Origin of the sequence: Acinetobacter nosocomialis (assembly GCF_041021905.1) — a bacterium.
GTDB lineage: Bacteria > Pseudomonadota > Gammaproteobacteria > Pseudomonadales > Moraxellaceae > Acinetobacter > Acinetobacter nosocomialis.
The window spans coordinates 1805416-1828789 of sequence record NZ_CP157432.1 but is presented as its reverse complement, the minus strand read 5'-3'; the positions used below and the strand labels follow the sequence as shown (position 1 = coordinate 1828789).

Genomic DNA, 23374 nt, shown 5'->3' with positions numbered 1-23374 from the left:
ATTATTTTTTAACGGGGGTAATATCAAGATATTGCCAGCTTGTATTTATCATCGGGTGAGGTTTAAAACCCTGAACTTGTGGCCGTATCAACCAATTGCGAATTCGAGTTACATGAATGATCCAAGGATTGTCTGCTTCAATCTGGCGATTAAGCTTTTCATAATATGGTAGACGTTGTTGCGGTGGTAAATGAATGGCCTGAGTATAAAGAGCATCATATGTTTTAGACTGATAACAGGCATGGTTTCCCTGCCCAGCATTTGGTCCATATAGTAATTGTGCAAAATTATCTCCTTCGGGATAGTCAGCAATCCATGCCCCACTCCAGATCATATATTTACATTGTGTCGCGGCTTTTAAGTTATCTGCAAAATTACTTACTTTAAAGTCAGCACGAATGCCAATCGCATCTAAATTTTTTTTCCAGAGTTCGGAAAGAATAACTGCAGCTGAGCTATTTTCATTATTAATTTTTAAAACTAAAGGCTTGCCATTTGGTAAGGTCCGATAGCCATCAGCTCCTTTTTTATAACCATAATAATCAAGTAGTTTATTTGCTAACCGAGGATTATATCCTACGCTACTTTTATACTTTGGGTTATACCCGTTTACACCTTCAGGTATAAACATTTCTGCTCTAACTGCCTGACCTTTATATGCCTGTTTTATGCTTTCTTTTTGGTCATAGGCCAAAGTAATTGCGCGACGAAGTGCAATTTTTTCTGGACTAAAACCACCAATAACCGGATCACGCATATTCATCATGGTATAGGTCATTTCAGGTTCTTTATATGGAAAGTGTTTAATTCCTTTTTTTTGAAAAGAAGCTTTAAGTTGATTGCCATCTAACGCTTGAGGAACGGCATCTGCCGTAAGTTTGTCAAAATCTAATTGACCCGATTGAAAGGCTAACCATCTTGATTGTTGTTCTTCTATAATGCTCACTACAACTTTGCCAATTTGTGGCATTTTCTTTCCAGACATTTCTTTAACAAGCTGGTTATCCCACGGTGTTCCAGTGGACTTAAAATTCCAGACAAAACCACGATAATCAGGATTGGCAACCAACTCGACCTTACTTCTTGGAACATATTTACTTAACATATACGGTCCGGTACCCACTGGATGCATACCAATACGATCACCGTAATAGTCAACAACCTCTTTAGCAACGGCCCCAAAAGCAATATAAGCAAGAATATAAGGAAAATTATAGTCTTGGCGAGTTAACGTAAATTGGAGAGTATATCGATCAGTCGCTTTAAGCCCTGCAATTGGCGCGGCATAATCAAACTTTCCAGTTTTCTTTGCTTGAGCTACCACTGCATCGGCACCCAGCAATTTTCCATCCAGAAAAGAAACAGAAGGTGCTCGATTTTTAGGGTCTAAAATACGCTTAATTGAATAAATATAATCTTCGGCCACTAACTCACGGCGTTTGCCTTTAAAGGCAGGATCATCTGTAAAATAAATCCCTGGCTTAATTTTAAATATATAAACTTTACCGTCTTGCTCAACCTTAGGCATGCTTTCAGCCGTATAAGGAACTAATTGTAATGGACGAGCTAAATAATCATATTTGAGTAGTGGTTCAAAAATAGCTTCAGCAATACTAGCACTATAGAAATTGGTGGTTTTAACCATGTCAAAACCGTCATCTGGTGCTTCATAGGCAACATGCAAAATCTTGTTTGGTTGTGCTGGCGTAATTGCATAAGCACATGGAATTGAAGTAATAGCCAAACTTAAAATGGCGAGCTTAAAAAATTTTAATTTCAAGTTCATATCCACATAACTAATTTTTTTAAAAGATATTAACCTTTTGAGTAACATCTAAATCCGCATAAGAAAAGTTCTTTTTTCAGCAGATAGGCCTATTTGGGATTTGGAATTCACTTTCCTTTATCATCTTTTTATTTGATCAAATGGAAAAATAAATTCAAGTACCCAGAGTTTTGTAACTACTGAATATAAAGCGAATTTCATGCCATCTATTGGTATTCATAATAAAATATTTAAGATTATTCGAAATTCATATTTTTATTAGGTACTTAAATCCGTTTGAACTATATAAATAAAAGTTACTTTTTGCCAAATATTATATTTGTATATGTTAATCATTTAACATCTTAAATGCACAAAAAAAATACATTGATGATTTATTATGCATCATATTAATTCATTTATACCAAATAAAAAATATAAATTTAATTATTTGATATTTAAATAAAATTATGTTAAAAAATCTTACAGAAAATAGTATAACATTACATATAGTAAAGTTCTAAAACGATACATTTTTATTTATTAAGTATGTGAAGTGTCCATTAATGTATATTTTTTATACAAATAAATTTGAAACTTTTAGCCAATATAAAAAAATTTGCCAAACGGAAAATTTATTTTTCATCAAAACAAATAAAGACTCTGTCTTCAAACATAATAAAATCAATATTTATCAGTATTTTGCATAAACTAAAAAAAGAAAAATATATAGTTGGCACTTGCTTTGCTTAAAAGCATTACAGCAATATCGCTAACTACAACAAAAAGGGATCAAGTCCACGATGAAAAAAAAATACAATGTTCGATCTCAGGTAACCCCCAAGATCGGCAAGACAATACTTAAATTAAGTACCCTTAGTTTAAGCATGATGTGTCTTACCATGGCACAAGCAGCAGAAACTGAACAAACAAGTAATGATGACAAACCAGCAAAAGTTGTAAAAGTTGCCGTTACAGGCTCTTCAATCAAAGGGGTTGCTGCACAAAGTGCTTCACCAATTACCGTTGTAAAAGTTGATGAAATTTTAAAACAAGGGGTAACTTCAACTGAAGAAGCATTAGCTAAGATTAGTGCAAACCAATCAAACTTCGTAACTGCTAGCAACGTGGGCGCTAGTAAAACTGTGGGGTCAGCAGCAAACCTAAGAGCTTTAGGGGCAAACAAAACTCTTATTTTACTGAATGGTCGTAGATTAGCTGCCAATGCATACGATAGCGGAGTAACCAATTTAAATATTATTCCACTCGCTATGTTAGACCGTATTGAAGTTTTACGTGATGGTGCTTCTTCCATTTATGGAACAGATGCAATCGGTGGGGTTATCAACTTCATTACTAAAAAGCAGTTTACGGGTCTTAACTTAACTGCTGGGTATCAAAAACCAGAAGAAAAAGGTGGAGATCAACAAGACTACAGCATTTTCGGCGGTTTTGGTGACTTAGAGGAAAATGGCTATAACGTTTTTGGAGTTGTCGATTACCGAAAAGGCGATGATGTCATGGCCCAAGACCGTAAAGTCAGTCGACGTGGAGGCATATTACCTGAATTAGGTGTAAATAAAACCAGTAGTGGTTCATTCCCAGCCAATGTTCCAGGTTTAGGCAATCCTTATGCATCTATAGGTTGTAGCAATGACCCTCTAGTCAGCAGTCCTGATGGCAAAACTTGTAGATATAACAGCCAGGCTGTTATTGGAATTGTTCCAAAAACAGAAGATATTTCTGTAATGGGCCGTGCTACTTTTAAACTCAGCGATAATTTTAATGCAATTGCTGAATATTTATATGCAAGAAATGAGGTTACCACTTCAGTAGCACCAGATGTATTCTTTGATTTAACACTAGATCCTAGTAGTAAATATTATCCAGGAAATGGCATAACTCCTGCTCTTGCTGGTGCAACGGGCCCTATTGATCTTTATTTACGTTCACAAGCTGGTAATCGTATCAGTAATAGTATTAATCAGTCACATCGAATATTTGCCGGTATTGAAGGTGAAACTCATGGCTGGGATATCAATTCAGGTGTGACTTATGCGCATAGTAGTGCCTCTGATGCTATCTTGAGTGGCTATTTAAACTATGACAAAACTCAAGAAGCTTTAAACAATGGCACCTTAAATCCGTTCGGACCGCAAAATTCTGAAGATGCTGGTGTATGGGATCAACTAGGTGTGAAAGGCAAATATCTAAAAGCCAACTTAGATACTACAACTGTCGATTTCACTGCAAGTCGACCTATTTTCAAACTACCAGCAGGTGATGTCGGATTCGCCGTTGGGGCAAGCTATCGTTATGAAGATTGGACTTCAAAGGTAGTTGCAGATGTTGCTCGACTAGCTCCTAGTACAGGTACTGATCCAGACGAACCAGAAAACAAGGGCGATCGTAATATCAAATCGGTATTTACCGAATTTCACATTCCACTGCACAAAACTTTAGAAGCTCAAATTGCTGCTCGTTATGATGACTACAATGACTTTGGTGATACGTTCAATCCAAAATTTGCACTTCGTTGGGAGCCAATTAAACAGTTAATGTTCCGTACCACTTATAGTACTGGTTTCAGAGCTCCTACACTTTGGGAAGTTAATGGCCCGAACTCAGTAACGAATACAGGTGCGACATATGATGACCCAGCACTTTGTCCTGGAGGAGTTGTACAACCTGGTGGTAAACAAGAGCGCGACTGTAATATGCAGTTCAAACGCCAAAATGGTGGGAATAAGAGTTTAAATCCAGAAGAGTCTAAATCTTTTACAGCGGGCTTAGTATTTGAACCTGTGAAAAATTTAGCCTTCACTCTTGATTACTTTAATATAGAAGTGGATAAGCAAATTGCTACTCTATCCGAAGCGGCTATATTTGCAGATCCTGTGAAATATGCAGACAAATTTGTACGTAATGCTGACGGCTCACTAAATTATATTATTACTACACAACAAAATTTAGGCGGCATTAAAACATATGGTTTTGATGTGGGCTTAAGTTGGGTTTCACCAATGACAGCCACAGGCCGATTTGGTTTCAATATTGATGGTACATATATCACTGACTACAAATATCAAGCAGAACCAGATGGTGACTGGAAAGGTGTTGCAGGGTCATATAGCGGTTTAGATTATCAATCGATTATTTTGCGCTGGAAACATACCGCAAACCTGAACTGGAACTACGAAAACTGGGCTTTAAACCTACAACAAAACTTCTCTCGTGGTTATCAAGATCAAAATGCAAATGATCAAAACCATAGAGTAAGTGACTATACAACCTACAATATTTCAGGAACTTACAAAGGATTTAAAAATCTAGAGTTAACAGCAGGTATTAAAAATATATTTGATGAAGATCCACCTGCTTCTAACGTAATTGATAACTTCCAAATGGGTTATGACCCACGTTACGCAGATCCTTTAGGACGTACTTACTTTGTACGAGGTACATATAAGTTCTAAATGGTTGTTCTGCAAATATAACTGTCAAAAGTTAGTTTGCAGAACAAATACTCATTCTTAGCCAAACAGTCATTTTAAAAAATTGTTTGTCTACAGTTTCAGGAGTAACTATGGGCATGACTTTTACAGACATAGAAAATAAATCTGCCAAACGCCTTATTGGTATTGCCGCAGTACTTTTTCTGCATCTTCTTGTTGCCTATATTCTGATGTCAGGTTTAGCAAACAATATTCAAAAACCAGCAGAAAAACCTGTGGAATTACAAATTATTCAGGATATTAAACCGCCTCCTCCACCAAAACCAGAGGAGCCAAAACCTAAGGAAAAACCACCGGAGCCGCCAAAAATGGTCGAAAAGGTTGCCAAGGTTCCTGAGCCGCCTAAACAGGTAGAAAAAGTAACGACACCGGTACAAAAAACTACTCCGGTAGCTCAACCGACTAAAGTCGCTACTCCGGCTCCTGCTGCACCTAATACTCCTTCTCCGAGCCCTGTTGCTGCACCCGCTCCAGTGGCGGCTGCTGCACCAGCACCTAAACCAACTGGCGTGACTCGTGGCGTTTCAGAAGGTTCCGCAGGTTGTGAAAAACCGGAATATCCTCGCGAAGCACTGATGAATGAAGAACAAGGTACGGTGCGTATACGTGTTTTAGTTGATACATCCGGCAAAGTTATTGATGCCAAAGTGAAAAAATCGAGTGGCAGTAAAACCTTAGACAAAGCGGCAACTAAAGCTTACAGCTTATGTACATTCAAACCAGCAATGAAAGATGGCGTGCCTCAGCAGGACTGGTATGAAATTGAATATCCATTCGTAATTGAATAAACAATTGAATTAGTAAGAAATTAAAAATATTGGAGATAACACGATGAAAAAATCAACTCAACCACTAGTACGTTTCGCTTCTGCAAGTTTAATCGCAGCATGCTCACTGCTCCCATTAAGTACAGTTTTTGCAGAAGAAACCAGTAATACTCCTGTTGCAACAGCAACTACTGAAGCGACTTCAAACGCAAGTACTCCTACTCCGCCTCCAAAGCCGGCAACGAGTGAAACTGTTAAGAACCCTTATGGTCTAGAAGCTCTTTGGCGTGAAGGTGATTTAGTTGCTAAATCTACCCTATTCATACTCGTACTTATGTCTATTGGTACGTGGTACATCATTGTCTCTAAATTCTTACAACAAGCAAAAGTAAAACGTCAAGGTAAAGAAGCAGAAAAAAGTTTTTGGGAAGCCACTTCTCTTGATAATGCCACTGATGGTTTGGAACAAAGTAGCGCATATCGTTTTATTGCGGAAAAAGGTATTAACTCAACTAAATCACACGGCGGTTCATTACTTGAACGCATTGACTTTAATACTTGGGTCAGCATTTCAATACAACGTGCGATTGAAAAAGTACAAAACCATTTAGGTGGAGGTTTAGCCTTTCTAGCAACTGTTGGATCTACTGCACCTTTCGTGGGTCTATTCGGAACAGTATGGGGAATCTATCACGCGTTAACTGCTATCGGGATTTCAGGTCAAGCATCGATTGATAAAGTAGCAGGACCAGTTGGTGAAGCACTTATTATGACTGCTATTGGTCTTGCAGTTGCAGTACCGGCTGTACTTGGTTACAACTGGTTGACTCGACGCAATAAAGCAGTAATGGAAAACGTCCGTTCATTTGGTTCAGATTTACATGCAGTTTTATTAAGCGGTGAAATTAATACTAATAATTCAGTTAACCGCAGCATTAAATAATAAGGAGCAAACATTATGGGTATGAGTGTTGGTTCTGAAGATGATGACGAAATGATTGGAACAATTAACACGACACCTTTGGTGGACGTCATGTTAGTTCTACTTATTATTTTTCTTATTACTATTCCGGTAGTTACTCATACAGTTCCGGTGAAACTACCAGAAGAAAAGAATACGCCGTATGCAACCACCCCTGAAAATATTCAACTCTCAGTCAATAAGAAAGGAGATATTTTCTGGAATGAAAGTTATGTACCAAATAAAGAAATTTTATTAGCGAAATTACAGGCTGTGGCGCAAAAAAGACCGCAGCCAGAGGTACATATTCGAGGAGATCAGCTTACCCATTTTGAAGCGATAGATCAGGTCATTAGTACGACCAAACAAGCTGGTATTGGCAAAATTGCCTTTGTTACTACACCTCCAGCCACCCCGTAATGATTTTAAGGAGAATTTTATGGGTATGAATGTCGGTTCAAATAATGATGACGATGTGATGTTGGAAGTCAACATGACACCGCTTATTGATGTCATGTTGGTACTCATTATTATGTTTATTATTACCATACCTGCACCAAACAACGCGATTAATATTCATTTGCCAAATGGCACACCGCCACCAACAAATGAAAAGCCACCTGAAGTGATTGATGTAAGAATTGATGCAACAGGCAAAGTATTTTGGAATAACCAAGCGGTTTCGGACCGAAAGGCACTAGAGACTTTATTTCAAGGTGTTGTTGCAAAAAAAGATCAAGACCAGATCAAACTCAAACCAGACCAGATGGCTGAATATAAAAATGTAGCGATGGTTATGGCTACAGCACAGCGTTTAGGTGTTACTAAAATTGGAATTGTAAGTAGCAACTAGTATTTCTTTTAATTTATATAGCTCCATTATCTCCAACGCTAACTTGAATTTTCAGTTAGCGTTTTTTTGAAGTATCCTCCACTTTAGACTCAGCAATAGAATATACATTTGGTGCAACATAGTCCTTTTGAGAATCATCTAATGATAATTTTGCGCATAGAAGCCAATTCTCACGATCGAGATTTTTTAAGTTAATCAAACTTGAAATCCTTTATTTATAAATTCACACCTTATCTGTAAGCACAAAATATACCGAAAATAAAAAAAGCCTCCGAAGAGGCTTTTTTTATAACAGGTTTAAATTAGTCACCTGTATAACCTTTTAATTTTAAGCGAGCAGCGTGTAGTAACGGTTCAGTATAACCTGAAGGCTGTTCACAACCTTTAAAGATAAGGTCTGAAGCTGCTTGGAAAGCAATATTCGTTTCAAAGTTAGCTGCCATTGGTTTATACAATGGGTCATTCGCATTTTGCTCATCAACAATTTTTGCCATGCGTTTAAGCACTTCTTCAACTTGTTCACGAGTCACAATACCGTGACGTAACCAGTTCGCAACGTGTTGAGAAGAAATACGTAATGTTGCACGGTCTTCCATTAAACCCACGTTGTTAATATCAGGAACTTTTGAACAACCTACACCTAAGTCAACCCAACGAACAACATAACCTAAAATACCTTGGCAGTTATTTTCAAGCTCATTATTGATCTCTTCTGCTGACCAGTTTGTATCAGGTGCAAATGGAGGTGTTAACAAGTCGTCTAATGACAACATTTCTTCAGCTTTTAGCTGATCTTGACGTGCTTTTACATTTACTTGATGGTAATGCATCGCATGAAGTACAGCACCAGTTGGTGATGGAACCCAAGCACATGAAGCACCAGCATTTGGATGAGCAGCTTTAGTTGCCAACATATCTTTCATGCTGTCTGGTTTTGGCCACATACCTTTACCAATTTGAGCTTTACCTTGTAAACCACATTTCAAGCCAATTGCAACGTTACGGTTTTCGTAAGCAGCAATCCATTTTTGTGTTTTAACAGCTTCTTTACGAACAACTGGTGCAGCTTCCATAGAAGTATGGATTTCATCACCTGTACGGTCCATGAAACCAGTATTGATAAAGATAGTGCGATCTTTAGCAGCAGCAATACAGTTTTTCAAGTTTACAGATGTACGGCGTTCTTCATCCATAATACCGATTTTTAGAGACTTCGCTGGTAAACCTAGTGCTTGCTCAGCACGTTCAAATAACTCTACAGCAAATGCAACTTCTTCAGGACCATGCATTTTTGGTTTAACAATATACATAGACCCTTTACGAGAGTTTTTATTTTCGTTCGTACTACGGATATCAGCAACTGATAACAATGGAGTTACCAATGCATCCATAATACCTTCGTAAATTTCTTCACCATCTACTAAAATCGCTGGATTCGTCATTAAGTGACCTACGTTACGAAGTAACATAAGTGAACGACCATGAAGTTTTGTTGTTCCACCAATTAAGTTTTTAATCTCGCGGTCTTTGCTTAACGCACGAACAATTGTTTTACCATTCTTTTCGATAGATTCTTGAAGTGTACCCTTCATTAAACCTAACCAGTTACGGTAACCTTCAACTTTTTCTTCTGCATCTACAGCTGCAACTGAGTCTTCAAGATCTTGAATTGTTGTAACCGCCGCTTCGAGTGTTAAATCTTTAACACCTGCTAAATCAGTTTGACCAATTGGGCTATTCGCATCAATTTCAATAATGACATGCAAACCATTACTTAAAAGTACTACTTCTGAAGGATTTGCTTCTTCACCATTGAAACCAACGAACTGGGCTTCATGAGCTAAACCTGTTTTAGTACCATCTTTTAAAGTCACAACAAGTTTGTTTTGCTCAATTGCATATTTAGTTGCATCAGCATGTGAACCTTCTGCAAGTGGGAAAATTTCATTTAAGAAATTTTTAGCAAACTCAATCACTTTAGCGCCGCGCACAGGGTTATATCCTTTCCCTTTTTCAGCACCACCTTCTTCTGAAATTACGTCAAAGCCGTAAAGTGCATCATATAAAGAACCCCAACGTGCATTTGCTGCATTTAAGCAATAACGTGCATTACGTACAGGCACTACTAACTGTGGGCCTGCTAATAATGCAATCTCTTCGTCTACGTTTTCGGTTGTAATCTGGAAATCTTCAACTTCTGGTAATAAATATCCAATTTCAGTTAAAAACGCTTTATAAGCACCTAATTCAAATTTGTTATTACGGTGCCACTCATCAATTTTTGCTTGTAATTCATCACGCTTAGCCAATAATGCTTTATTTTTTGGGCTAAGATCGACAACAACTTGCTCAAAGTTCTTCCAGTAAGTTTCACTATCTAAACCAGAACCTGGTAAAGCTTCATTTTCGATAAAATCGTAAAGTTCTTTAGCAATCGCTAACTTGCCTTTTTGAATACGTGCAGTCATTGTCTTTCCTGAAGTTGCTACTTTTTATACCAAGAGAAACCTAGTATACCGATTTAAATTAAGCTGAATACTAATATCACATTCCTAAATAGTAAGCATTTTCTCTTGCAAAACTATTGACAAAGATAAATTTTTCTATATAGGAAAATATTAAAATTCTAACTAGGTTTCTCAACAATTTATTCAATATTGAAAGATACTGAAACTAGACTTTTTGTTAACAGACAAAAAATTTCACTATCTTATTTTTTCTAAAGCGTATTTAGTTATATCAAACTTTGCACAATGAAAAAGTATTATTTAGCTAAATTTATCTATTTTTGTTGTAAAAAAAAGCGCTCAATTTAGAGCACTTTTCCTATCTAATGCCTTAAGAAGTTTTAGTCGCATCAATATGACGATGCTCAGAATGCAAATACTCATCTGATTGCATTTCTAATAAACGGGAACGTGTACGCTCAATCTCAAAAGCCAATTTCTCACCTTGATAAATATCAATAATACTGTCTTGAGAAGTTAAGAGTAATTTCACACCACGATCATAAAACTCATCGACTAGATAAATAAAACGACGGGTACCTTCTGACAAGAAGTCAGTTAAGTGCGGCACATTGCTCACCAGAACTGTATTATAGATATTGGCAATTTCAATAAAGTCTGCAGGACTACGCGGCTTTAAACAAAGCTCAGAGAACTCACACCATAAAACATCTTCTGTGTGACCTAGTGTTTCAACAACACGGTTATTAATCACAATTGGTTCATGAGAATTTGTTTGCGTTTGAGTTAAAGCACTATAACGCTCTGCGATCCAGTTTTGAGCTTCATTGCCCAGTGGTGATTTAAACAATTGAGCTTGTTTTAAAACACGTAAACGGTAATCCACACCCGCGTCTACATTTAAAACGACACAGTTCTTTTTGACCATTTCAATTGTGGGAATAAAACGATCACGGTGAATCCCGTTTTTATATAAACCGTCTGGTGCAATATTTGAAGTTGCAATGAGTGTTACACCGCGAACAAATAACTTCTGGAATAAATCACTCAAAATCATTGCATCTGTTACGTTTGACACGAAAAACTCATCGAAACAAATAACAACAGCATCTTTATAAATTTGATCAGCCACGATATCAAGTGGATTACGTTGACCAGAAAGTTTATTTAATTCTTTATGTACATGTTGCATAAAGTGATGGAAATGCATACGTGTTTTACGGCGAAATGGCACAGACTCATAAAATTGGTCCATAAGCCAAGTTTTACCACGTCCTACACCACCCCACATATATACACCTTTTGGAGAGGTTTGACGGCGAAAACGACGAAAAGCTTTTTTAGAAGCTTTATAACGATTTAAAAGTTCTTTCCATACACGATCTAATTCTTGCACTGCCTGTGCTTGTGCTTCATCTGCCATGAACTGGCCTGAAGCCAATGCCTCAGCATAGCGCTCTGCTGGGGAAGAAGGAGTAAATGCAGTACTATGAGAAGATTTTAAATTTAACATATCATTTTATTTCAATTTTAACTTAAGAGAGTATAGCGAACATTTTGTCCGACCACATTAGCTTTTAGCATCAAGAGTTATGCTCAGTAAAACTCTTTTCCATATTGCCGAGGGCTCTGTCCAAACCATCTTTTAAACGCATGATTAAAAGCGGCAGGTTCAGAATAACCAAGTGCTTCTGCAATAACTTCAATTGAATACTCTTTATATTCCATAAGCTTAAGCGCCTTATTCTTGATAATCTGTTCACGAATTTGTTTATAACTCGTATTAAGCTGCTGCAATTGATGCCTTAATGTCCTTTCAGGCATTTTTAAAGCAAAAGCGGTTTCCGCCATGCTCGGGATAATTCCTTGTTGTAGCTCTAAATAATCTTGCACATATTGAATAATAGGTGGTATTAGATGATCTTGTTCATTTAATCGTTTAATTTCTTTAATACATTTAGCTTCATAGATACGATGAGTAATAATATCTGCTGAAGGAATTTTTATATCAAGTACATTCCTACTTAGGCTAAATGCTGCATGTGTAGAATTAAAATGCAGATCATCTCCATAATATGAGAAATATTGAGCAACAGTATCTGGATTAGTAGGTTTAGGAAATGGCAAATCTATACGCATATTAGGCATTAATAAGCCCATCATGGTGTAAATATCTTGAATAAATTTATAAGTCCCTGAAATTTCACACTGGGCACGAAGTAAACCAATTTCTGTTTTTAAGTCGACCGGTAAATAGTTAAGAATGATATGTTTTTCGGTTTCTTGTAAACTCAAAGTGCCAAATAAATGAGTGAGTTTTTGATACTGTATCCCTTTTTCCAGGGCAGTTTGTATATCTTGACTTGTTACAAGTAGCATTAACAATGGACCATAACCTGCTAATGCATAGTGTTGCCCAATAAACAAACCTTTCTCAGGATCAACATTCTCACTAATAATTTGTTGTATATCCCATTCCAAACTGTCATGAATTGTTGAGCTTGGGTCTAAGGAATCTACTTTTATACCTATATCTGCCAAACGTGAGTCGACATCAATGCCCGCATTGCGCATTCCTTGAATTAAATAGATTAAACCAAGTGCCGATCGTTTCATTCTTCTATCAATTTCCCTAGACTGAAATGTTTTACTATAAAGAAGTAATAAAATTAATTGCCGAATATATCAATTTTCACGTCGGTACAATCATGTTTAAACTGTTCAAAAGAAGTTAGTCTTGCCTGCAATCCTCTTTAGCGCATATGCAGGGTTTCCAATGCTAAATTCAAAACAACATGCTACTCAAAAAACTAAAATCGCAATTATTGGGGCTGGATTCGGTGGCCTTGCAATGGCTATTCGTCTATTACAGAACAAGCAAACAGATTTTCTTATTTTAGAAAAATCCACTGATGTAGGAGGAACTTGGCGAGAAAACAGGTATCCAGGAGCTGCCTGTGATGTACAGTCACACATGTATTCTTTATCTTTTGCACCTAAAACAGACTGGTCAAAACGCTATGCTGAAGCCCCTGAAATTTTTGATTATATTCAAGATATAACTAATAAATATCAAATAAAAAACTACTGTAAGTTTAATCATGAAGTTACACATGCACAGTATGATGAAACGCGACATGTATGGATGTTAGATTTTGCCAACCAACCTTCTCTAGAAGCACAATTTGTAGTATTTGCATCTGGTCCATTACATATTCCACAAATCCCTCATATTCAAGGTATTGAAAAGTTTAAGGGTAAAGTTTTTCACTCCTCCCAATGGGAACATAGCTATAGCCTAAAAGGTAAATCAGTTGCTTCGATTGGTACAGGTGGTAGTGCGATTCAATATATTCCAGAAATCGCAAAAGATGTTAAGCAACTATATGTCTTTCAAAGAACAGCAGCATGGGTTATTCCACGTGATGAGCGCAAATATTCAAGCTTAAGTAAAGCATTATTCAAATCTTCTAATATTTATCGCCAACTTCATCGTAGTCGCCTTTATTGGAGTAACGAATCACGCGTTGTACCAATAGTTCAGCCTCAAATCATGAAGTATGGCCAAAAATTGGCAGAAGCATTCATACGCTTCCAAGTAAAAGATAAAGAATTAGCTAAAAAACTTACCCCAGACTTTGTGATGGGCTGTAAACGTATTCTTATTTCAAATAAATACTTCCCGACATTTAACCGTAAAAATGTGGAATTAGTGACGGATAGTATTCAAGAAATTAAAGAACACAGCATTATTACAAAAGATGGAAAAGAAAGATCTATCGATTGTTTGATTTATGGGACTGGCTTTATTACAGATCCCCGAATTTACTTAAAAGATTTTACTTGTATTGGTCGTAACCAAATTGAATTAAAGCAGGCGTGGAAGAACGGTGCAGAAAGTTATTATGGAATAGTGACCAAGAATTTCCCTAACCTATTCCAGCTGCTTGGACCAAATACTGTTTTAGGACATAACTCGGTTATTTTTATGATTGAGTCTCAAGTTAATTATATTTTACAACTTATTGAACTCGTAGATAAATCTGGTCAACACGCTGTAGAAATTAAACCGGAAGTCCAAGATACTTTCAATGAAGAAATACAGAAACAACTTCAAGGTACCGTATGGCAAGCAGGCGGTTGTAATAGTTGGTATCAGGCTGCTGATGGGAAAAACTTTTCTTTATGGCCAACTTATACTTGGAAGTATTGGTTAGAAACCCGTAAAGTTAACCCCCAAAATTATTTACTGCTAAATAAGTTCTCTAAGAGCTATGCAGCATAAAATGTTCAATACATAATAGATAGGTTAATAACAATCTATCTATTATATGCAATCTGTTAGCCTCATTATTCAAATTTTTATTGTAATAGCTTTTGGATACTTTCTTGGCCCTAAACTCTCATTAAATATTCGGCAGTTTATTTTTAAAATTTTACCCTATTTTTCATATATTTTACTAACAAGTGTTGCTTTAGAATTAACACTTGCACTTGATCAAATTAATAATCCATCTACTATATTACCACCAGCCCTATTAATTGCATTTACAACATCTTTTGGCTCTTTTTTTACTTGTTTAATCGCCTACGCAATTTTTGATAAAGAAAGTGTTAAAGGAAAAATTTCACTTCAGCTTTTTATCAATGCTCTAAAAAATATTGCTAAGGCATTTCTAGCTTTAACTGTAGGTATCATTTTAGGTATTCTTTTTACTCGACTAAATATACATATTTCATTTAATAGTTGGTATTTGTTATTAGTCTTTATTTTTCTAATTGGCATCGAATTAGCTTTTACTCATTTTAACCGAACATGGTTAAGCTGGAAAATTCTTATTGTACCTTTGGCTGCCTTTATAGGTTCATGTATAGCTGGTTTTCTCAACTATTTCTTATTAGGCAATCATTTTACACTTAATGAAATGCTGGCTTTAGCCCAAGGCTATGGTTGGTATTCAATGTCAGGTATTTTATTTACACAATTACATTCAGCTGAGCTAGGTGGAATTGCATTACTTACAGATCTATTTAGAGAAATAGTTGCAATTTTACTCATGTACACCATGGGATGGCGTTTTCCACGTCCAGCAATTTCAAGTGCTGGTGCCACCTCGATGGATGTAACATTAGCAATGGTAAAACAGTCATGTGGCACACATTATGTACCACATGCCATGATGAGTGGCTTACTTCTAAGCCTACTCGCTCCACTTTTAATTACTGTGTTTTTAAACTTTTAAGCAATTGAAGCAAGAATTGACTTCAACATTTGAGTTGGGTCTTCTGCTTTAGTAATTGGACGACCAATAACTAAATGGGTAGAGCCATCAAGCATTGCTTGTTTTGGAGTCACAATGCGTTTTTGGTCATCTGCATTACTACCTTCTGGACGTATTCCAGGGGTAACTAAAGAGAAATCTTGTCCAATTAATTCACGGAGAATTTTAGCTTCCTGAGCAGAACAAACTACACCATCTAAACCACTCTCTTTAGTCAGTTTAGCTAATCTTTTAACTTGCTCTACAGGTTCAATATCTAAACCAATATCTTTTAAGTCTTCACGCCCCATTGAAGTTAAAACTGTTACAGCAATTAACTGAGTTTGATAATTACCAGCCTTTAAACGCTCTACACAGGTTTCCATCATTTTTCGACCACCTGATGCATGTACGTTCACCATCCACACACCTAAGTCTGCCGCAGCACATACAGCTTGAGCAGTTGTATTAGGAATATCATGAAATTTTAAATCTAAGAAAACTTCGAAATTTTCTTCTTGAAGTTTTTTTACAACAGATGGGCCTTCATGAGTAAAAAGCTCTTTACCTACTTTTACGCGGCATAATGTAGGATCAAGTTGTTCAACAATTTTTAAAGCGTCATATTGGCTTTTAGCATCTAACGCAACAATGATACTCAAGAGACTTTCTTCCATCATATAAAATCAGCGCTATTATAATAGACAAGTCAGCTACTAATAAAGAAAACTATGAAGACAAGTTTTTGAATAAAAAAATATTGATTTTGAATTTAATGAATGAAGAGAAATATAGGGAGGAAATACTACTCTTTATAACCAGATAAAGAGTAGTATTACGAATAATTATAAAGGAGTAGAGTTTTTATCTTGAGGATAAACATCTACCACAGTTTTTTCATGTCTTACATTTGCAGCTGCTTCTGCTGCTGCCAATTGAGCACTTTGAATTTGTTCTTTTCTCAAATGGTCAATATCTTTTCTAAGGCGTTTAATTTCCCAACCTTTTTGGAAAACTCGGAAAACTTGTACACCTAATAAAAGTCCAACTACAATTCCAAGCGCCAAGGTAAGCAACAATAATAAACCTAAACGCATTGCAGGAACTTGAGTAAATAATAAATCAACAGGAAGTTCTGTTGGGTTCTGCAAAACAAGTGCTAAAGAATAGCCAAATACAATAATGAGTAATGCAATTAGAATATAACGCATAGGCACCCCACTTATGAGTTTTATTTATTTTCCAGATTCATTCACTGCATCACGGAGTGCTTTACCTGGTTTAAAATGTGGAACAGCCTTCGCTGCAACATCTACTGACTTACCTGTTTTTGGGTTGCGGCCAACTCTAGGTTCACGGTGGTGTAAAGCAAAGCTACCAAAACCACGGATTTCAATACGATTGTCAGTCGAAAGAGCTTCGATCATTTGATCAATCATGATTTTAACCGCTTCTTCCACCAATGGTTCAGCCAAGTGTGGATTTTTTAGCGCAATGCGTTCAATCAAATCAGACTTATTAAGAGCTTCAGTAGTCATCTACGACCTCGTTATTTATTACTACTCTAAGTCGTTTGATAATAACCTGTTTAAATACAAAACGGTAGCGCAGTATGTTGAATACTACGCTACCGTTTACAGTAATTTGTATAAAAAGTACAATTTCGTTACATGAAACTGTACTTTGTTAACTTATTACTTCATTTGCGCTTTGATCAAGTCACCAATAGTCTTAGGACCATTTTCTTGAGAAGCTGATGCTGTACGTAAGTTAGCTACTGCTTCTTTCTCTTCAGCTTCGTCTTTCGCTTTGATAGACAAGTTGATAGAGCGAGATTTACGATCAACGTTGATGATTTTAGCTTCAACTTCTTGACCAACTTCTAAGAATTTAGTTGCATCTTCAACGCGGTCACGGTTGATTTCAGAAGCTTTAAGAGTAGCTTCTACTTCGTCAGCTAACTTAACAGTTGCGCCACGAGCATCAACTGCAGTCACAGTACCTTTAACTAAAGCACCACGTTCGTTAGCAGCTAAGAAATCATTGAACGGATCGCTGTTCAATTGCTTGATACCAAGGCTGATACGGTTACCTTCAGCGTCTACAGACAAGATAACTGCTTCAACAGTGTCACCTTTCTTGTAACGACGGATAGCTTCTTCGCCTTGTTCGTTCCAAGAAATATCAGACAAGTGAACTAGACCGTCGATACCGCCATTTAAACCAATGAAGATACCAAAGTCAGTGATAGACTTGATTGTGCCTGAAACTTTTTCGCCTTTCTCATGAGACTTAGCAAACTCTTCCCATGGGTTAGCACGAGTTTGTTTGATACCAAGGCTGATACGACGACGTTCTTCGTCAACTTCAAGAACCATAACATCAACTTCGTCACCGATCTGAACAACTTTAGATGGGTGGATGTTTTTGTTAGTGTGGTCCATTTCAGAAACGTGTACTAAACCTTCAACGCCTTCAGCGATTTCAGCGAAACAACCGTAGTCAGTTAAGTTAGTAACACGTGCTTTAACGATAGAACCTTTAGGGTAACGGCTCATGATCGCTAACCATGGATCTTCGCCTAATTGTTTAAGGCCTAAAGATACGCGGTTACGTTCACGGTCAAATTTAAGTACTTTAACAGTAACTTCTTGACCAACTTCAACAACTTCTGAAGGGTGCTTGATACGCTTCCAAGCCATATCTGTGATATGAAGAAGACCATCAATACCGCCAAGATCAACGAATGCACCGTAATCAGTAAGGTTCTTGATAGTACCTGTAACTGTTTGACCTTCTTCAAGTTGAGCAAGTAATGCTTCACGGTCAGCAGAAGATTCAGCTTCCATAACAGCACGACGAGATACAACAACGTTGTTACGTTTAGCATCAAGTTTGATTACTTTAAACTCTAACTCTTTACCTTCAAGGTGAGTAGTGTCACGGATAGGACGAGTGTCAACTAATGAACCTGGTAAGAACGCACGAACAGGACCGATGTCAACAGTGAAACCGCCTTTAACTTTACCAGAGATAACACCAGTAACGATTTCGCCATCTTCAAAGATTTTTTCAAGTTTAGTCCAAGTTTCAGCACGTTTAGCTTTTTCACGTGATAAAACTGTTTGACCCATACCGTTGTCAAGAGCTTCAACAACTACGTCAACAGTGTCACCAACCTGAACTTCAAGTTCACGTTGTTCATTTAAAAATTCAGCACGGTCAACAATGCCTTCTGATTTAAGGCCAGTGTCAACAGTAACCCAGTCGCTATCGATGTTTACAACAACACCTTGGATGACTGCACCCTTTTCAACGTTGAGGTTTAATTCACTTTCTTCAAAGAGGGCTGCAAAAGATTCGGTCATGATATACCTGATAAAGTCAGCGGTCTTGGATCAGACAAGGCCGGTTTAGTTAAGTATCAACATAGTCTTTATAGACTGATCAAGCTATGCGTCAACTGATAATCTTAGTTGCTAATAGTACGGCTATTGACATAATCAACCATTAACTTAAATACTTGATCGATCGTTAATTCCGAACTATCAATGATATAAGCATCTGCGGCTGGCTTGAGAGGAGCTACTTCCCGCTCCATGTCTCTTTTGTCACGCGCTTGTATATTAGCTAAAATGTCGTTTATTTTAGCATCTAGACCCATGCCCTGCAACTGTTTTACTCTTCGCTCAGCACGAGACTCTGCCGAAGCTGTCAGGTAAATTTTTGCATTCGCTTCAGGGAAAATTGATGTTGCCATATCTCGGCCATCTGCCACTAAACCTGGAGTTTGCGCAAAGGCTCTTTGACGCTCAAAAAGTGCTTGTCTAAGCTCTGGTATTGCTGCAACTTTAGAAGCATATTCTCCAACTCGCTCTGTACGGATAGTTTGTGATACATCTTCTCCATCAAGGAAAACCAATGTTCCCTCTGCTGAAGTTTCAAACTTGATATTAAGCTGACGAGCATATTTCACACACTCATCTAAATGGCTATCTAATTTTTCCAATAAATCATGTTTATGTAATGACAACCCTAACAAACGATACAAGGCGCCAGAGTCGAGTAAATGAAATTGATAATAAGCAGCAAGTTTTGCCGCTAGTGTTCCTTTACCCGAACCACTCGGACCATCAATAGTAATAATTTGAACTGTCATTGAACTCTCACTAAGAAGCAAATGCTTTAGCTAATCTCGAAAAGCCTAGTGTAATCGCTAGTTTTAGCTGTGCAAGAATTAATTTACTTACAACAGGAGCTTTTGCCGTTAATTCGATACGATAAGTAACCAAAGTAATATATGGGGTTATTTCAGAAAACTCGATACGACCTAAATGGTGCTTAACTAAGGGATTATCAATCAATTTATATTCAATACGCTTGTTTTCTTCGAGATAAGTGATTTCTTCTTTAAGTGGTTTAATCGTACCAAACCCCATACGACGAACAGAACCAACCCCATCGGGTCTTTCAGGATCTACTGAGTCTTTTACACGTACAACTTGTAATGGAGCAAATGCCTTATTGTAAGTTGCATGTTTAGAAAGCAGGTTAAATACATCACTAAGAGGAGCATTAAATTCTTTTTGTATAGTAATTACATTACGCATGAAAGTTCCTTATTTAAATAAATCATGTCAATGAAACGGCGTTAGTTTGCCATAACCACATGACATTTTTTAATCATTTAAGGACGTTTTTTGTTGCTTCTCTTGTTTCTTTTGTTCACGTCTTTGTTTAAAAAAAAGACTTAACTGCTGAGCACATTTTTCATGTAAACATCCCTGCTCAAAAGTAAATTTATGGTTGTAATAACCATTTTCTAATAATTGACGTGTACTCACTAGTGAGCCCGCTTTAGGCTCTACTGTTCCAAATACAACGTGTTTAATTCTTGCATGTACTAAAGCTCCCACACACATTGTGCATGGCTCAAGCGTAACGTACAAAGTCGCGTCTTCTGGTAAACGATAATTTTTTAATAATTGGCAAGCCGAACGAATAGCTTGAATCTCTGCATGCGCTGTAGGATCAGATAAACCAATTGGAGCATTGAAACCAGCTCCAATTAACTTATTTTGGCTTACAATTACAGCCCCAACAGGAATTTCCCCCTGCTCGGCTGCTAATTCAGCTTGCTCGTAAGCAAGCTGCATCCAATACTCATCACTAAATTTAGACATTATTTATTATGACACTACACCATACTGTCTAAGTAATGCATTCCAGCTATCAATAGTCGTAATTGGTGGGTCATCGGCCAAAATGCCTCTTAATGTAAGGTCTTCACATGCTTTCCATTCTGGCGATAAATCTTTATCGACTAAACGTGCACGCACACCTTCCACAAAGTCAGGGTGGCGAATTTTCCATTCAGAAATTTGCGCTTCCAGGTCAAAAACTTCGTCCCAAGAATGAACTTGTTTACCCCATTGCCATAACAACCAAGTAATCGCTGCTGTACTTGGCGAACCCTTTTGTAAGTTTTCACTGGCTTGACGCAACCAATCACTGCTTGCATCGCGTAAGCTTACAATCGCCTGATAGTCTTGTTCAAAACTTGAACCACGACAAACGCTATGGATAACGTCTAAAGAATTTTGCAATGGTCCTGCTGCAACCGGACGGTGCAAGCTATTTAAAGTATCGTCAATCGCACGGAAATCACCTGCAGGATAGTGAGCCCAATTAATATTCAGTACTTTTTGCAGAACATTATCACGTTGTGCTTCGCAAATATGCGTCGCCCAACCAATGCTGTAGGCCCCAGCGGCAGTCATGATAGAACCCGTCAAACCAGTAAATAAACCAATTTGCCCACGGTCAGCAAGGAAACGGCTTGCACCTACATCTGGGTATAAGCCAATATTAATTTCAGGCATTGCCAAACGTGAATATGGTGTAACTAAGCGGAAAGGTGCAGCCATAAACAAGCCTAAACCGCCCCCCATTACATAACCTTCGCCCCATACAACAACTGGTTTTGCATAATTATGCAAAAGTAAATCCAAAGCATATTCTTGCTGGAAAAACTTATTTGCTGTTTCTACTTCTTGATTAATGACCAGCTGACGTAATTTGCGTACATCTCCGCCTGCACAAAAAGCTTTTGGTGTTGTCGAGTCCAACCAAATTGCTTTCACTCGCTCATCATCACGGAAGTCTTCAAATACTCGTAATAAAGCCGTTACGATTGATTCATCTAAAGCATGTAATGATTTAGGTCGATTCAAACGTACTATACGCCAACCATTTTTCGCTTCTTCAACTACCAAATCCGGATGATAGCTATTTACATTGGGAGAGTTCATCATGCGTCCAATTGCCAGTCTATGGGCTCAATGCCATGTTGTTTCAAATATTGATTTGTTTTTGAAAACACTTTGCAACCAAAAAAACCACCACGATTAGCCGCAAGTGGTGATGGATGTGCAGCAGTTAAAACTAAGTGTTTTTCTCTATTTATACGTTGCCCTTTACGTTGTGCATAAGCACCCCATAAAATAAAAACAATGTGCTCGCGTTGTTCATTTAAGACATCAATTACTGCGTCAGTAAACTCTTCCCAACCTTGTTTTTGGTGTGATGTGGGCTGTCCTGCTTCTACAGTAAGTACACTGTTTAATAAAAGTACACCTTGCTCGGCCCATTTGGTTAAATCACCATGACGCGAAATTGGTACACCTAAATCTGTATTTAATTCATGAAAAATATTACGTAAAGATGGAGGTAATGCAACCCCTCTTTGTACAGAGAAACTTAAGCCATTTGCCTGATTCGGTCCATGATATGGATCTTGCCCTAAAATCACGACTTTTACATGATCTAAAGGTGTAATATTTAACGCATTAAAAATTTGTTTACTTGGTGGATATATTGTTTTTTGGGCCTGCTTCTGTTGAAACAGGAAGTCTCGCAAACTATCCATGTAAGGACTCAGCAAAAATGGAGTTAATGATCTTTTCCAGCTTTCTTCTAATTGAACTTTACTGAGTTTGTCTTGCTGTTGCTCAGTTAATTGCATTAATGTCATCCTAGATCAATTTTCATTTCTACAAACAAAAGGACGTTAACTTACACTTCTACTTGTAAGTTAACATATGGATTCTGAAACTTAATCCCTTGTTTTAAATTTTCATACATTTGTGGATCAGTCCATTCAGATTGAACTTGTTCTGAGAAAACAATACCTTCAAGGTTTAGTAGTCCCATTTGTTCATTTTGAATATCTTCAAGAAAACTTTGGGCATACCCTGTATCAGTTTCATGAACAATCACTGAATAAACTTCAACATCACCTTCCCCATTTTGGGTAATGGTTGATTTTAATACTTGCTGAGCTAGATAGAAGAAAATACGAGAAAATTGCTCGGCAGATGGAGACACTGGTAAAGAAATCCAACGTGCACTAAAAGTTTTACAAGCATCGATATATTGTGGATCATCTTTTTCCCAGAAACAAATCGCATGATCAAAACTATCAAAAAGGTCCTTAATCACACCTTTTAATAGTCCAAAATCATATACCATTTGTCCATGATCTAATTTCGAAGCTTTAAGTAATAACTCGACTTTATAACTGTGCCCATGAATCGATCGCTTACAACGATCTGATGTACAGTTACGTACTACATGTGCATTTTCAAACTTAAATAACTTACGAATTAACATGTGCCAAATCGATCATTCCTTCTAAGAACATTATTATAAAGCAAAAGATAAAAACTTCGCACCACTTTTCAAATAGAAACAATTAGCAAAAAGTATGATAAGAGATGTGAAGG

22 protein-coding genes and 1 pseudogene are annotated in these 23374 nt (G+C 37.2%); 8 read left to right on the top strand and 15 right to left on the bottom strand.

Features of this window, described 5'->3' with window-relative positions; genetic code table 11:
* Window position 1: 1 nt before the first annotated feature.
* A complete protein-coding gene (locus ABLC00_RS08480) occupies window positions 2-1792 on the bottom strand; it encodes an ABC transporter substrate-binding protein (protein WP_006580795.1) in 1791 nt (596 codons plus the stop codon).
* 142 nt (window positions 1793-1934) lie between these two features.
* Between ABLC00_RS08480 and ABLC00_RS08475 the strand changes: the two genes are divergently transcribed.
* The 6 genes from ABLC00_RS08475 to ABLC00_RS08450 all read left to right on the top strand — a co-directional run bounded on the left by ABLC00_RS08475 (window position 1935) and on the right by ABLC00_RS08450 (window position 7861).
* The gene (locus ABLC00_RS08475; RefSeq protein ID WP_102990548.1) at window positions 1935-2048 is read left to right on the top strand and encodes a hypothetical protein; all 114 of its coding nucleotides are present in this window, start codon (window positions 1935-1937) and stop codon (window positions 2046-2048) included.
* A 520-nt stretch (window positions 2049-2568) separates the two neighbouring features.
* Complete coding sequence (locus tag ABLC00_RS08470; protein ID WP_348941064.1) at window positions 2569-5241, top strand: TonB-dependent receptor; 2673 nt, start codon at window positions 2569-2571, stop codon at window positions 5239-5241.
* A 110-nt stretch (window positions 5242-5351) separates the two neighbouring features.
* Window positions 5352-6068 (top strand): energy transducer TonB, encoded by a 717-nt coding sequence (locus ABLC00_RS08465; protein ID WP_004887453.1) that lies wholly within the window; start codon window positions 5352-5354, stop codon window positions 6066-6068.
* Between the two features lie 43 nt (window positions 6069-6111).
* A complete protein-coding gene (locus tag ABLC00_RS08460) occupies window positions 6112-6990 on the top strand; it encodes a MotA/TolQ/ExbB proton channel family protein (protein ID WP_004887455.1) in 879 nt (292 codons plus the stop codon).
* Window positions 6991-7005: 15 nt separating this feature from the next.
* The gene (locus tag ABLC00_RS08455) at window positions 7006-7428 is read left to right on the top strand and encodes a biopolymer transporter ExbD (RefSeq protein ID WP_002050154.1); all 423 of its coding nucleotides are present in this window, start codon (window positions 7006-7008) and stop codon (window positions 7426-7428) included.
* Between the two features lie 19 nt (window positions 7429-7447).
* Window positions 7448-7861, top strand: a complete 414-nt coding sequence (locus ABLC00_RS08450) for a biopolymer transporter ExbD (RefSeq protein ID WP_348941066.1) — start codon at window positions 7448-7450, stop codon at window positions 7859-7861.
* A 73-nt stretch (window positions 7862-7934) separates the two neighbouring features.
* Here the strand turns inward: ABLC00_RS08450 and ABLC00_RS08445 are convergent.
* The 4 genes and pseudogenes from ABLC00_RS08445 to ABLC00_RS08430 all read right to left on the bottom strand — a co-directional run.
* Window positions 7935-8060 (bottom strand): annotated as a pseudogene (locus ABLC00_RS08445) (GNAT family N-acetyltransferase); the annotation flags it as partial.
* A 103-nt stretch (window positions 8061-8163) separates the two neighbouring features.
* Window positions 8164-10329, bottom strand: coding sequence for a malate synthase G (locus ABLC00_RS08440; RefSeq protein WP_004887457.1), 2166 nt, complete (start codon window positions 10327-10329; stop codon window positions 8164-8166).
* Between the two features lie 370 nt (window positions 10330-10699).
* Window positions 10700-11842 carry a cell division protein ZapE gene (gene zapE / locus ABLC00_RS08435; protein ID WP_002050256.1) on the bottom strand — a complete coding sequence of 381 codons (1143 nt, stop codon included), beginning with the start codon at window positions 11840-11842 and terminating at the stop codon, window positions 10700-10702.
* An 83-nt stretch (window positions 11843-11925) separates the two neighbouring features.
* On the bottom strand, window positions 11926-12945 hold the full coding sequence (locus ABLC00_RS08430; RefSeq protein ID WP_004887462.1) for an AraC family transcriptional regulator: 1020 nt from the start codon (window positions 12943-12945) through the stop codon (window positions 11926-11928).
* Between the two features lie 121 nt (window positions 12946-13066).
* Between ABLC00_RS08430 and ABLC00_RS08425 the strand changes: the two genes are divergently transcribed.
* Together ABLC00_RS08425 and ABLC00_RS08420 are read left to right on the top strand one after the other, a co-directional pair.
* A complete protein-coding gene (locus tag ABLC00_RS08425; protein WP_079377778.1) occupies window positions 13067-14614 on the top strand; it encodes an NAD(P)/FAD-dependent oxidoreductase in 1548 nt (515 codons plus the stop codon).
* A gap of 46 nt (window positions 14615-14660) precedes the next feature.
* On the top strand, window positions 14661-15572 hold the full coding sequence (locus ABLC00_RS08420) for a lysine exporter LysO family protein (protein ID WP_004887467.1): 912 nt from the start codon (window positions 14661-14663) through the stop codon (window positions 15570-15572).
* Here ABLC00_RS08420 and pyrF read toward each other — a convergent pair.
* The 10 genes from pyrF to ABLC00_RS08370 form a co-directional block, all read right to left on the bottom strand.
* Window positions 15569-16267, bottom strand: coding sequence for an orotidine-5'-phosphate decarboxylase (gene pyrF, locus ABLC00_RS08415; RefSeq protein ID WP_006580789.1), 699 nt, complete (start codon window positions 16265-16267; stop codon window positions 15569-15571). The genes ABLC00_RS08420 and pyrF overlap by 4 nt on opposite strands.
* 168 nt (window positions 16268-16435) lie before the next feature.
* On the bottom strand, window positions 16436-16801 hold the full coding sequence (locus tag ABLC00_RS08410) for a lipopolysaccharide assembly protein LapA domain-containing protein (protein ID WP_002049904.1): 366 nt from the start codon (window positions 16799-16801) through the stop codon (window positions 16436-16438).
* Between the two features lie 24 nt (window positions 16802-16825).
* On the bottom strand, window positions 16826-17128 hold the full coding sequence (locus ABLC00_RS08405; protein ID WP_002050043.1) for an integration host factor subunit beta: 303 nt from the start codon (window positions 17126-17128) through the stop codon (window positions 16826-16828).
* Window positions 17129-17284: 156 nt separating this feature from the next.
* The gene (rpsA, locus tag ABLC00_RS08400) at window positions 17285-18958 is read right to left on the bottom strand and encodes a 30S ribosomal protein S1 (RefSeq protein ID WP_002050239.1); all 1674 of its coding nucleotides are present in this window, start codon (window positions 18956-18958) and stop codon (window positions 17285-17287) included.
* Between the two features lie 104 nt (window positions 18959-19062).
* Window positions 19063-19749, bottom strand: coding sequence for a (d)CMP kinase (gene cmk / locus ABLC00_RS08395; protein ID WP_002049899.1), 687 nt, complete (start codon window positions 19747-19749; stop codon window positions 19063-19065).
* 10 nt (window positions 19750-19759) lie between these two features.
* Window positions 19760-20200, bottom strand: coding sequence for an SRPBCC family protein (locus ABLC00_RS08390; RefSeq protein ID WP_002050033.1), 441 nt, complete (start codon window positions 20198-20200; stop codon window positions 19760-19762).
* A gap of 69 nt (window positions 20201-20269) precedes the next feature.
* Window positions 20270-20773: a tRNA adenosine(34) deaminase TadA gene (gene tadA, locus ABLC00_RS08385; protein ID WP_006580788.1), complete on the bottom strand. Its 504-nt coding sequence runs from the start codon at window positions 20771-20773 to the stop codon at window positions 20270-20272.
* A gap of 6 nt (window positions 20774-20779) precedes the next feature.
* A complete protein-coding gene (locus ABLC00_RS08380) occupies window positions 20780-21904 on the bottom strand; it encodes an enoyl-CoA hydratase/isomerase family protein (protein ID WP_006580787.1) in 1125 nt (374 codons plus the stop codon).
* Window positions 21901-22614, bottom strand: a complete 714-nt coding sequence (gene ung / locus ABLC00_RS08375) for a uracil-DNA glycosylase (protein WP_002049829.1) — start codon at window positions 22612-22614, stop codon at window positions 21901-21903. The genes ABLC00_RS08380 and ung overlap by 4 nt, the downstream gene beginning before the upstream one ends.
* 50 nt (window positions 22615-22664) lie before the next feature.
* Entirely contained in the window at window positions 22665-23261 is a 597-nt protein-coding gene (locus ABLC00_RS08370; RefSeq protein WP_004887474.1) for a 6-carboxytetrahydropterin synthase, read from the bottom strand.
* Window positions 23262-23374 lie beyond the last annotated feature (113 nt).